The sequence below is a fragment of the Dinghuibacter silviterrae genome (genome assembly GCF_004366355.1).
GTDB lineage: Bacteria > Bacteroidota > Bacteroidia > Chitinophagales > Chitinophagaceae > Dinghuibacter > Dinghuibacter silviterrae.
The window spans coordinates 551157-563137 of sequence record NZ_SODV01000001.1 but is presented as its reverse complement, the minus strand read 5'-3'; the positions used below and the strand labels follow the sequence as shown (position 1 = coordinate 563137).

The 11981-nt window shown below is 56.1% G+C and carries 11 protein-coding genes; 7 read left to right on the top strand and 4 right to left on the bottom strand.

What is annotated here, in order from left to right; translation table 11 throughout:
* Positions 1-4: 4 nt before the first annotated feature.
* Positions 5-475 carry a thioredoxin-dependent thiol peroxidase gene (bcp, locus tag EDB95_RS02450; RefSeq protein ID WP_133990227.1) on the top strand — a complete coding sequence of 157 codons (471 nt, stop codon included), beginning with the start codon at positions 5-7 and terminating at the stop codon, positions 473-475.
* Position 476: 1 nt separating this feature from the next.
* On the opposite strand, the gene EDB95_RS02445 is transcribed toward bcp, so the two are convergent.
* Both EDB95_RS02445 and EDB95_RS02440 read right to left on the bottom strand, forming a co-directional pair.
* A complete protein-coding gene (locus EDB95_RS02445; RefSeq protein ID WP_133990225.1) occupies positions 477-1925 on the bottom strand; it encodes an isocitrate/isopropylmalate family dehydrogenase in 1449 nt (482 codons plus the stop codon).
* A 58-nt stretch (positions 1926-1983) separates the two neighbouring features.
* Positions 1984-2778 carry a biotin--[acetyl-CoA-carboxylase] ligase gene (locus EDB95_RS02440; protein ID WP_246073454.1) on the bottom strand — a complete coding sequence of 265 codons (795 nt, stop codon included), beginning with the start codon at positions 2776-2778 and terminating at the stop codon, positions 1984-1986.
* 22 nt (positions 2779-2800) lie between these two features.
* Between EDB95_RS02440 and rsfS the strand changes: the two genes are divergently transcribed.
* Genes rsfS through EDB95_RS02415 form a run of 5 tightly spaced genes read left to right on the top strand, consistent with a single transcriptional unit; the run spans position 2801 to position 7526 of the window.
* A complete protein-coding gene (rsfS, locus tag EDB95_RS02435) occupies positions 2801-3205 on the top strand; it encodes a ribosome silencing factor (protein WP_133990223.1) in 405 nt (134 codons plus the stop codon).
* Between the two features lie 47 nt (positions 3206-3252).
* Positions 3253-5325 (top strand): ATP-dependent zinc metalloprotease FtsH, encoded by a 2073-nt coding sequence (ftsH, locus tag EDB95_RS02430; protein ID WP_133990221.1) that lies wholly within the window; start codon positions 3253-3255, stop codon positions 5323-5325.
* 9 nt (positions 5326-5334) lie between these two features.
* Positions 5335-5970: a LutC/YkgG family protein gene (locus EDB95_RS02425; RefSeq protein WP_133990219.1), complete on the top strand. Its 636-nt coding sequence runs from the start codon at positions 5335-5337 to the stop codon at positions 5968-5970.
* A gap of 9 nt (positions 5971-5979) precedes the next feature.
* Positions 5980-6735 (top strand): UDP-2,3-diacylglucosamine diphosphatase, encoded by a 756-nt coding sequence (locus EDB95_RS02420; protein WP_133990217.1) that lies wholly within the window; start codon positions 5980-5982, stop codon positions 6733-6735.
* Positions 6732-7526, top strand: a complete 795-nt coding sequence (locus EDB95_RS02415) for a hypothetical protein (protein ID WP_133990215.1) — start codon at positions 6732-6734, stop codon at positions 7524-7526. The genes EDB95_RS02420 and EDB95_RS02415 overlap by 4 nt, the downstream gene beginning before the upstream one ends.
* Here the strand turns inward: EDB95_RS02415 and EDB95_RS02410 are convergent.
* Positions 7523-8227, bottom strand: a complete 705-nt coding sequence (locus EDB95_RS02410; protein ID WP_133990213.1) for a MerR family transcriptional regulator — start codon at positions 8225-8227, stop codon at positions 7523-7525. The genes EDB95_RS02415 and EDB95_RS02410 overlap by 4 nt on opposite strands.
* Complete coding sequence (locus EDB95_RS02405; protein ID WP_133990211.1) at positions 8227-9198, bottom strand: M23 family metallopeptidase; 972 nt, start codon at positions 9196-9198, stop codon at positions 8227-8229. The genes EDB95_RS02410 and EDB95_RS02405 overlap by 1 nt, the downstream gene beginning before the upstream one ends.
* Before the next feature lie 132 nt (positions 9199-9330).
* Between EDB95_RS02405 and alaS the strand changes: the two genes are divergently transcribed.
* Positions 9331-11967 carry an alanine--tRNA ligase gene (gene alaS, locus EDB95_RS02400; protein ID WP_133995052.1) on the top strand — a complete coding sequence of 879 codons (2637 nt, stop codon included), beginning with the start codon at positions 9331-9333 and terminating at the stop codon, positions 11965-11967.
* Positions 11968-11981 lie beyond the last annotated feature (14 nt).

Below are 11981 nucleotides of genomic sequence, written 5' to 3'. Positions count from 1 at the left end.
CTATATGAGTCACTTAAAAGAAGGGGATGCAGCCCCGGCATTTACCGCAAAAGACCAGAACGGCAAGACCGTCTCCCTCTCCGATTACCGGGGCCAAAAGGTCATCCTCTACTTCTACCCGAAAGACGATACGCCGGGTTGTACGGCCCAGGCCTGTAACCTCCGGGACAACTATGCCCTGCTGAAAAAGAAAGGTTATGTGGTGCTTGGCGTCAGTACGGATTCTGAAAAGAGCCACAAGAAATTCGAGGAGAAATTCGACCTGCCGTTTACGCTCGTCGCGGATCCCGACCAAGTGATCGTGAATGCGTACGGTGTCTGGGGCGAGAAGCAGATGTTTGGGAAAAAATACATGGGCACCATACGGGAGACCTTTCTCATTGACGAAAAGGGGATCATCAAAGGAGTGATCGCCAGGCCGGATACGGGGAACCATACCCAGGAGGTGCTGGATGCGTGGGCGAAGGTGGCGTAAGCTACTGCCCTTGCGCGAGCGAGTACCCGCGGGTGTTCCCGTATTGGAGCAGCAGCTCATAGGAACATATCTTGAAGTCCGCGGAAACGCGCCCGCAAAGATCCAGGACCTCCTGGACGGTAACGGGGCCCTCCTTTTTCTCGAAGCGGGCCGTGTAGACGTTCGCGCAGTTTGTAAAAAGCGAGCCCGTTGGCCAGACCTGCGTCCCCCGGTTGCTCAGGGTCGTCAGGGTAAAGCGGGCCCCTGGGTGGCGGAGGCACTTGTCCGCGACAACGCCCGGTTGTTCGGCGCTTTCCACGAAAAGGTCGACGCCATTGATGGTTTCCGGTGCAGGGTTTTCGGACACCAGCATCTGGTATTCCTTCGGCTTTGCCGGGTGGTGGTCCACCAGGTGGTTGGGCTGGGTGGCTACAGCGTTGGTGGCCGGGAGCTTTCCGAAATTACTGATGATGGCGGCGGCAAACTCCGGGGTCATGACCGGGGCGGTGGTTTTGTCCCCGAAGTCCCCGGTATGGACGCCTTGCTCCAGGGTATGTAAAAGGGCGTTTTCAATGGTGGCGGCCTGTTCCCAGATGCCCAGGTGCCGGAGCATCATCAGACCGCTCAACAGGAGGGAGGTCGGGTTGGCAATGTGCTTGCCGGCAATGTCTGGAGCGGTGCCATGGACGGCCTCGAAGATGGAAATGGCATCCCCGATGTTGGCGGAGGGGGCGAAACCAAGCCCGCCGACAAGCCCGGCGCAAAGGTCGCTGACAATATCGCCCTGGAGGTTGGTCAGACAAATCACGTCGAATTCATGGGGTTTGATCACCAGCTTCATGGCCAGGTCGTCCACGATGATATCGTCCGCCTTCAAATGGGGGTATTCTGTCGCGATTTCGTTAAAACAGTCCAGGAACAAACCGTCGGTCAACTTCATGATATTGGCCTTATGGGCGCAGGTGATCCGGCGTGCGCCCTGTTTGGAGGCCATATCGAAACAATAGCGAAGGAATTGCATACAGCCGGGGCGGGTGATCATCCGGCGGCTGACGGCGACGTCCCCGGTGAGCATGTGCTCGATCCCACCGTAAGTGTCTTCTATATTTTCGCGGAGGATCGTAAGACGGATGGGAATACCAGCCTTGGAAAAGACGGTGTCCACGCCGTGAAGGGATTGGAAAACGCGTTTGTTGGCGTAGGTGTTCCAAACCTTCCGGGCGGTCACATTGATGCTTTTTACACCCTTGCCTTTGGGGGTTTCCATGGGACCCTTGAACAGGATGCCCAGGCGTTCGATCGTTTGTTGGGCTTCGGGGGTCATCCCGGTACTAAAACCTTTGTCGAAAACCCACTTGCCCATCTCGACAAATTCATAAGTGAGGGGGACGCCGGCTGCTTCAAATATGTGCAGGACGGTGTCCATGATCTCGGGACCGATCCCGTCCCCTTTTGCTACAGCGATTTTCATGGTTGTAAACGATTTTGAGTGGCGCCGCCGGCGGCCTTGCCGGCGCAAAGTTACGCCATTAATGGTCAAACATCCATTCTACGTCGCCGATGGAGAAGAGGGCCTCGCCGCCGGCGCCGGGCGCCGCATCGGGCGAGGCTGTGGCCGGGCCGCTCGTCCGTAGCCGCCCGTCGGGCAGCACCCCAAGGACCTCGGTTTCGAAAACAAAACCGTCGTGCCGTAGCCGCACGGGACGCCCCATTCCCAGCAAGTGATCCTGGTAGCGGATCAACGTTGCGTCCGCGCCGTCGCGGAGCAACGCCTGCCAGCGCTCTTCCAGGAGCACGCACAACTCCCGGGCGAGGCCGGCGGCATCGAAGTCCCTTCCGGTGACCTGTTTGAGCGATACGGGGGGGCGGGGAAGCTCCGGGAAGCGGACCTGGTTGACGTTTAGACCGATGCCGATGACAGCCCACTGCCATTCTTTGCCGTGGTAGGCGTTCTCGATGAGGATGCCGGCTGCCTTTCTGTCACGCCAGTAAATATCGTTTGGCCACTTGATGGAAGTCTCGTGTACGGCGTAGCGGGTGAACAGATCGTAGGCTGCAAGCGCCGTGGCCGCGCTCAGGGAGAAGGGCGGGAGATGCCGGACGGGCGACGCATCTACGAGCACCGACAGGATAATATTGGAGCCGGGCTCCGTGTTCCATTGCTTGCCCCGCTGGCCTTTTCCGGCGGTCTGGGCGTGGGCGAAAATCGCCGTTCCATGGCTCGCCATTCCTTCATGGACCAAGGCCATGGCATAGTTGTTGGTGCTGTCAACGGTTGACAATTCGACAAAGGAGAAACCGATCAGAATTGTTATTTTTGGCAAAGTAACTCAAAACAGTATACATTTGGCAGCATTATCTATATTGTCTACCCGCCCGAAAAGCAGCAGTACAAGGCTAACCAGGAGCAGTAAGATCTTCAAAACCATCATACAATCCATCCAACAAAAAAAAGGGGAGTATATTGTCAGCCTGGACTTACGAAAAATACCCGAGGCCGTGGCAGACTTTTTTATCATCTGCCAGGCCAGTAGCCATATCCAGGTGAAAGCGATTGCCGACTTTATAAGAGAAGAAGTAGCCGAACACTGTCAGGAACGACCCTATCACCACGAGGGCACTCAGGCAATGCAATGGGTACTAATTGATTACGTAAATATCGTGGTGCATATATTCCTCCCTGAAACCCGGAAGTTCTACCGTTTGGAAGAGATGTGGAGCGACGCGCCTCAGACGGAACACGCCGGGTAGTGCGGTGGTTATTTAACAAATATTAAAACTTCTGATTCCAAATCAACATGGCACAAGACGAATTAAAAAAGGATAGAAGGATCGGCCCAGGCAATGAAGTGACCGGAAGAGGGGACCGGGACCCAAAAAAGGGTCCCCGTTTCAATATATATTGGGTGTATGGTCTTATCGCAGCCGTCATCATAGGTTTTCAGCTGTACCGGGGGAGTAACCCGGAAGCCATGATCACCACCCGCGAGGACTTTATCGACAGCATGCTGTCCAAAGGGGATGTGGAACGTTATCTGGTGGTCCCCAACAAAAACCTGGTCCGGGTATACATCAAACCATCGTCCCTCAACAAGCCGTATTACATCAGCCTGGAGAAGGCGAGCAACTATACGCCTTCCACCAGCAACGGGACCGACAAGGGACCCCAGTTTATGTTCCGGGTAGTGGACGCCAAGGGCTTTGACACCCAGATGCAACAATTTTTCAAGGACCACCCGGATGTCGTCAAACCGAAGTCCGACGCCAGCGACGAAGAGAGCTTTTTTGGCCCCCTCGTCCAGCTCCTGCTGCCCGTACTGTTGTTCGTAGGGCTCTGGATCCTCTTTATGCGTAAGGTAGGCGGACCGGCAGGCGGGGGCGGACCCGGTGGTATTTTCAATATCGGCAAATCCAAGGCGACCCTGTTCGATAAAGGGACCAAGGTCAACATCACTTTTAGCGACGTGGCCGGTTTGGACGAGGCCAAAGTAGAGGTGATGGAGATCGTGGATTTCCTGAAAAACCCCAAGAAGTACACCTCGCTGGGGGGCAAGATTCCGAAAGGAGCGTTGCTGATAGGCCCTCCCGGTACCGGTAAAACCCTGCTGGCCAAAGCAATGGCCGGTGAGGCGCAAGTGCCCTTCTTTTCCATGTCCGGTTCGGACTTTGTGGAATTATTCGTAGGGGTGGGTGCCAGCCGTGTCCGGGACCTGTTCAAGCAAGCAAGGGAGAAGGCGCCCTGTATCATCTTCATAGACGAAATCGACGCCATCGGGCGGGCCCGCGGCCGTAATGCCATCATGAGCAACGACGAAAGGGAGAACACCCTGAACCAGCTCCTGGTGGAAATGGATGGTTTTGGTACGGACAGCGGGATCATTATCCTGGCGGCCACCAACCGCCCGGACGTTTTGGACAGCGCGCTCCTCAGACCGGGCCGTTTCGACCGCCAGATCACCATCGACCGCCCGGACGTAAAGGGACGGGAAACCATCTTCTATGTCCACCTGAAACCGATCAAGAAATCGTCCAGGCTGGATATCCGTAAGCTGGCCGAACAAACGCCCGGTTTTGCCGGGGCGGATATCGCCAATGTTTGTAACGAGGCCGCGCTGATTGCCGCCCGTAAGGGGAAGACGGAGGTGGAAATGGAAGACTTCCAGGACGCCATCGACCGCGTGATTGGTGGTTTGGAAAAGAAAAACAAGATCATTTCCCCGGACGAAAAGGAGATCATCGCTTACCACGAAGCCGGTCACGCCATCTGTGGATGGTACCTGGAACACGCCTATCCCCTGTTAAAGGTGACGATCGTGCCCCGTGGTACGGCCGCCCTGGGTTACGCCCAATATACCCCGAAAGAACAATACCTCTACAATACCGACCAACTGTTCGACCAGATGTGTATGACGCTGGGCGGCCGCGCCTCCGAAGAGATCTTTTTTGGCAAAATCTCCACCGGGGCCAGCAACGACCTTCAGCAGATCACCAAGATGGCTTATTCCATGGTGACGGTCTACGGGATGAACGAAAAAGTCGGAAATATCAGCTTTTACGATCCCGCGCAGGAGGGCTACTTTACAAAACCCTATAGCGAGGATACCGGCAAGATGATCGATGAAGAGGTTCGTAAACTGATCGAGAAGGCATACATCAGCACCAAGGCGTTGCTCCAGGAGAAAAAGACCCAAGTGGAGGTTCTTGCAAAGGAACTGCTCAAGAAAGAGGTCCTTTTCCAAAGCGATGTGGAGGCCCTGATCGGTAAAAGGCCTTATGAAGAGAAAAAACCGGCCGAAGTGGTGGACACTCATCACGATACGCTGCCCCCTACCCTCCAAAATGGTTTACCGCCCGAGGTTGAAAAATTTTAACCGCGACAGATGAAGGTATCGTCTGCGAAAGAAAATATACTCAAACGAATCAGACAGGCACTGAGCAACCCAGTGCCTGTTCCTTTTCCAAACAGTGAAGGAACCGCCTCGGTTTACCAACCGACCCCCGAAGAACTGGAAGTGAAATTTGCGGAAGAGTTTTCGGCCCTCCAGGGCAAATTCCTCTACTGCGCGGGCCGGGAAGAACTCCTGGAGGGGCTGAGGTCCCTGATCCAGGTCCGGGGATGGAAGGAGACCAAGGTGGTGTGTAAGGAAGAAGGCCTTCGCGACCTCGTGAGCCCCCTTCGCCTGGTGTATACCGATTCCGTGCAGGAAGCCGCCGCAGGGATCACCGGCTGTGAATACCTCGTGGCGCGTACCGGGTCTATCCTGATGAGCAGCGCCCAGTCCAGCGGGCGGACGACGAGCGTGTATGTCCCGGTCCATCTTTGCATCGCCTACGTGGACCAGTTGGTATACGATATAAAGGAAGGTATACAACGGATCAAGGAAAAATACCCCGACAGACTCCCTTCCCTGATCACCCTGGCCTCGGGACCCAGCCGCACGGCCGATATTGAAAAAACCCTCGTCGTGGGTATACACGGCCCAAAAGAGGTCTTCGTATTCCTCGTAGAACGGTAATTTCGCGCCATGGCCGGTCAAAAAAAGATCTATTTCCTAAGCGACTTTCACCTGGGTGCTCCCAACCGGGACGCCAGCCTTGTCCGGGAACGGCGGATATGCGCCTTCCTGGATGAAAAAGCGGACGATATGGATACCCTGTTTCTGCTGGGGGATATGTTCGACTTCTGGTATGAATACAAGGATGTTGTCCCCAAAGGGTACACGCGTATCCTGGGCAAGCTGGCGGCGTTGACGGACCGGGGTATACCGGTGCACTTTTTTGTGGGCAACCACGACATGTGGATGAAAGGCTATTTCGAACGAGAGCTCAACATACCCGTCTATCACGAGCCAAAAGTGTTCGAGCTCCGCGGGAAGCGTTTCCTGATCGGACATGGCGATGGCCTCGGGCCCGGGGACCACGGCTACAAGTTTATCAAGAAGATTTTCAGAAACCCCTTATGCCAGGCGATGTTCGGTACCCTTCATCCTTATGTGGGGATAGGGCTGGCCAATTATTTTAGCCGCAAGAGCCGGGAGTCCACCGGACAGCTCCACGAAAGGGTGTGGCTTGGGGAAGAAAAGGAATGGCTCCTGATCTATTGCAGGGAGGTACTGACGCGGGAACATTTTGACTATTTTGTATTCGGACACCGGCACCTACCGGTCGACTATCCGGCTTCTCCCACCAGCCGGTACATCAATACCGGGGACTGGATCACGCACGACAGTTACGCCGTGTTTGACGGGATCTCCATGGACCTTCAATATTATAAGCCATGAGGTGGTTGGTTTCCATACTGCTTGCGTGTTGCTGTCTTGCCGGCCGGGCCCAGTTCACGCTTGTGAGCCAAACGCCGCTTGCCGCCGCCGACTTTTGTATCGATAACCTGGGCAACAGGTTCGTGATTGGTTTTGACGGACAGCTCCGGAAATTTAGCACATCCGGAGATTCGGTCGCTGCATATAATGAAGTAAAGCGGTACGGTGTTCTTGACCGTGTGGACGTTACCAACCCCCTAAAGATCCTGCTGTTCTATAAAGATTTTATGACGGTGGTTGCGCTGGACAGGTTCCTCGGACACCTGTCCACCATCGACCTGCGCCAGGCCCAGATCCTCCAGGCATCCACCGTGGCCGCCGCCTACGACAACAACTTTTGGGTTTTTGATGAACAAAATGCCCAGCTCAAAAGAATAGGCGACCAGGGCCTGCCGGTCATGACCACCGACGACCTCCGGCAGGTCTTTGGTGAAAGCATCACCCCCGAGGAAATCGTCGACCAGGGCGGCCTCGTTTACCTGAACGACACCGCCCGGGGCATTTATATTTTTGACTACTACGGCGGTTTCAAAGTCAAGTTGTCCTTCCCGGGCGTCACCGGCCTGACGGTATTTGGGAAAAAAATTTTCGGATTCGTTCGGGGCCAGCTCTTTACCTACCAGCCGGGCACGCTCCAGGAAGAACACCTGCCGTTGCCTTTTGTCCTGTCCGAAGCGGACAAGGCACAGATCGTATTCGGAGGCGTGTGGGTGCTCCGGAAGGGGGTGTTGTATTTCTATAGACTTTCCTAGAGTCGAGCCTTTAATTCCAGGAGGAAGGCCTTTACTTTTTCCAGCGAACGGACCAGCTCCAGCTTGGTATTGCCGTCCTGGCTTTTCGCTTTTAAATACTCCTTGGCCCCCTCGATGGTCAGCTTTTTACGGCGCAGGAGAAAGTGGATGAGCTCCAGGGTCTTGATGTCGGCCGGGGTAAAAAAACGGTCGCCCTTTTTGTTTTTGCGCGGTTTGATGTCGTTGAACTCCGTTTCCCAGTAGCGGATCAGCGAAGTATTGACCTTGAACATGGCGGCAACCTCGCCGATCGCGTAGTATTGTTTTTGAAAGAGGACCTCGTCCTCGGGTATCTCGATGAGGTCGGCGGCCGCGGCGAGCTCCTTTACCGATTTACGGCCGCGGGTGCCCTTGGCGGCGGGTGCCCGCTTTGGCTTGGGCGCCGGGAGGGCGGGGTCCCAAGCGAAGAGTTCGCCGGGGGGAGGGGCCGCGGGGCGGGGGGCTGGCTCCGGTTCCGGCGGAAAAAGCTCCGCGGTTTGGGCGGTGGCGAGCGGTTCTTCCGGCGGAAACAGCTCGGGGGCCGCGGGGTCGGGCCTGGGGGCGGTTGCCTCCGGCGGGGCGGCTTCCGTGGCGGGTTCTTCTGCAGCAGGCGGCGTCTCCCCCGGTGGGGGCGGGGCCGGGGGTTCATCCCCGAAGGAGAAGGGAATCTGCTGCAGTGCCATTAGTCGAAGCTTTGGTTGCTGGCCTTGGACAATTTCAGGATTCTATCAAATTGCTCGGGGGACAAGTCGTTGTAGAAGAAGTAGATCGGATCGACGGGGGAGCCGTTTTTGTGGACCTCGTAGTGACAGTGGGGGCCGGTGGATTTGCCGGTGGAACCGACATAGCCGATGACCTCACCGCGTTTGACAACCTGGCCAACGCGGGCGATCACCTTGTACATGTGGCCATAGAGGGTTTCATAACCGTAGCCGTGGTTGATGACGACGTGGTTCCCGTAACCACCCTCGGTAAATCCGGCGACGGCGACGGTCCCATTGGCGGTGGCATAGATCGGGGTACCCTGGGGTGCGGTGAAGTCGAGACCGGCGTGGAATTTTGTCGTTTTGTAGATGGGGTCGATGCGATAGCCGTATCCGGAAGCTACCCGTGTGAGGTCTTTGTTGGAAACCGGTTGGATGGCAGGGGTGGCGGCTAAGAGGAGCTGTTTATTGGCGATCATCTTGTCGATGTCGTCATAGGACTTTTTCTCGTAATTCATCCGGTTGGCCAAGGTACTCATGGACTGGGCGATGGAGGAGGCGAGGTCGTCGTCTCCCATGCTTTCTACCAGCTTTTGTTCGGCCTCGGAAGCCATGGCCTTTTCGCGGGCGCTGTCCGGTATGGGGCTTGCTTCGAAAATGGAACGGTAGACGGAGTTGTCCCTTTTTTCAAGGTCGCCCATCTGGCCCTTCAATTTTTCGAGTTCGGTATTGAGTTCGTCGTAATGTTCCCGCATCGTGGAAAACTGACTCCGGATGATCTGCTCCTTGGGGGAGGGTACGTATTGGAATGCAATGGATACGATGATCAGACCACTTACAAATACCGCGGACAGGAAACCAAGCACCCTAAGCAGTTTCACCCTGAGGGGAACTACCAGTTTTTCATACCGGAGGGTATTCGTATTATAGTAATACTTAATTTTCTTCATGATCGTGCCTCTCGGGTTGCCGTTGGCAGCAAAATCCGAGCCGAATTGAGTACCTTCGCGGGCTCGTAATCAGCTCGAAAGAAAGCAAATATACAGTTCACCCTACAAAAGTCAATAAATTTGCCGTTTGTGATGACCAGCGACTCCATTAGGACCACCTTTCTCGACTTCTTCCGTTCCAAGGGGCACGAAATCGTGCCTTCCGCCCCCATCGTGATCAAAAACGATCCCACGCTTCTTTTTACAAACGCCGGGATGAATCAGTTCAAGGATTTTTTCCTTGGCAACAGGGAACCAGGGCACCGGCGGGTGGCGGATACCCAAAAGTGTCTACGTGTGAGTGGGAAACACAACGACCTCGAAGAGGTAGGGGTGGACACCTATCACCATACCATGTTCGAGATGCTGGGCAACTGGAGTTTTGGCGACTATTTTAAGAAAGAAGCCATTTCCTGGAGCTGGGAGCTGCTGACCGGGGTCTACAAGATTCCCAAGGACCGCATCTACGTTACGGTGTTCGGGGGGGACAAGGCAGAAGGTTTGGCGATGGACGAAGAAGCCCAGGACCTTTGGAAGCAGCACGTCGACGCCGACCGGATCCTGCATGGCAATAAGAAAGACAATTTTTGGGAGATGGGGGATACCGGCCCCTGCGGCCCTTGTTCGGAGATCCATATGGACTGCCGTACGGATGTCGAAAGGTTGGCCGTGGATGGCAAAACGTTGGTCAACGCCGACCACCCGCAGGTGATCGAGATCTGGAACATCGTCTTTATGCAGTTCAACCGGTTAAAAGACGGTCGCCTGGAACCATTGCCTGCACGTCACGTAGATACGGGTATGGGTTTTGAACGGCTGGTACGGGTTCTTCAGGGGAAGCAAAGCAACTACGATACAGACGTCTTCTCCGGAACCATAGCAAGGACCGAACGCCTCACCGGCAAGACATATACCGGTGACGATAGCAAAGTGTCCGTGGCCTTCCGGGTGATCGCCGACCACATCCGTGCCATCGGGTTTACGATCGCCGATGGGCAACTCCCTTCGAATACGGGGGCTGGGTATGTCATCCGGCGTATCCTGCGCAGGGCCGTCAGGTATTATTATTCCTACCTGGACTACAAACAACCGCTGCTCCACCAGCTCATGGATGGGCTGGCCGACCAGTTTGCAGGTGTCTTTCCGGAGCTAAAGGCACAGGTGGAATTTGTGACCAAAGTAGTGAAGGAGGAAGAGGATGCATTCCTGAGGACCCTGGAGAAGGGGTTGAAGAAAATGGAGGACATCGTGGGCGAGGCAGGCGCAGTTCGGGCGACTGCCACTGTGATCGACGGCAAAGCCGCCTTCGAACTTTACGATACCTATGGCTTCCCCTTCGACCTGACGAAGCTGATCGCTTCCGAGAACGGGCTGGGGGTTGATGAAAAAGGTTTTGCAGCTGAAATGGCGCTCCAAAAAGAAAGAAGCCGCGCCGCTACCGCCCTGGACACCGACGACTGGGTCGTGTTAAACAACGAAGGCGGCTCCCGGTTTATCGGGTACGACTCCCTGGAAACCGTCACCGGGGTGAGCCGCTACAGGAAAATAAAGGCCAAAAACAAGGAATCCTTCCAGATCGTCCTCGAAACGACACCTTTTTATGCCGAAAGCGGGGGACAGGTGGGGGACACGGGTTTGCTCACTTTTGGAGAAGAGGCCATTCCCGTGGAGGACACCAAAAAAGAAAATAACCTTACCATACAATTTGTTCCCAGGCTCCCCGAAGTCCTGGACGGCCCTGTGCTTGCCCAGGTCGACCCGGAGCTAAGAAAGGCCACGGCGGTCCACCACACCGCCACCCACCTGCTCCATGCCGCTTTGAGAAAGGTGTTGGGTACGCACGTGGCTCAAAAGGGTTCCCTGGTCAATGCGGAATACCTGCGCTTTGACTTCTCCCACTTTGCAAAGGTCACCGACGCGGAGATCGCCGAAGTGGAAGCCATCGTCAACCAGAAGATCCGCGAAAACATACCGGTGATGATCCGGGAAATGCCCAAGGACGAGGCCGTTGCCATGGGTGCCATGGCGCTTTTCGGTGAGAAATATGGAGACCGGGTTCGCGTCGTGATCATCGACCCTTCTTATTCCATCGAGCTTTGCGGGGGTACGCACGTGGGCAGCACCGGGGAACTGGGTTTCTTCAAGGTGACGGCCGAAAGCGCCGTGGCCGCCGGGGTGCGTCGCGTGGAGGCCGTGGCCGGTCCTGCGTCCGAACGTTACCTGAACGGGCAACTCGGGGTCGTCAAGGCCGTCCGGGAACAACTCAAAAACGCCAAAGACCCCGTAGCCGCCCTCGAATCCCTGCTCCAGGAACACGCAGAGGTAAAGAAACGCCTGGAACGCCTGGAGGCCAAACAACTGGCCGCCCTGTCGCGGGAGTTGGCCGCGGGCGCGGTTGCTGTAGGCGACGTCCGTTTTGTCGGCGCCGTTGTGGACGTGCCCAGTGCCGACGCCCTGAAAAAAGTCTGTTTTGACCTGAAGCCCCTGCTGGAGGCCGCTTATGTCGTGGTCCTCGCTGCGGCCATCGAGGGTAAGGCCTCCGTGGCGGTCATGATCGACGAAGCCCTGGTCACCGGCCGGGGTTGGGAGGCGCCGAAATGGATCAAGGAAAGGGTGGCCCCGCTGATCTCCGGCGGGGGCGGCGGACAAAAAAGCCTGGCGACGGCCGGGGGGCAGGATACCTCCAAGCTGGCGGCGGTGATCGAGGCCGTTCGGGCGGCTATTCAATAGGGCGCGCCGGGCTG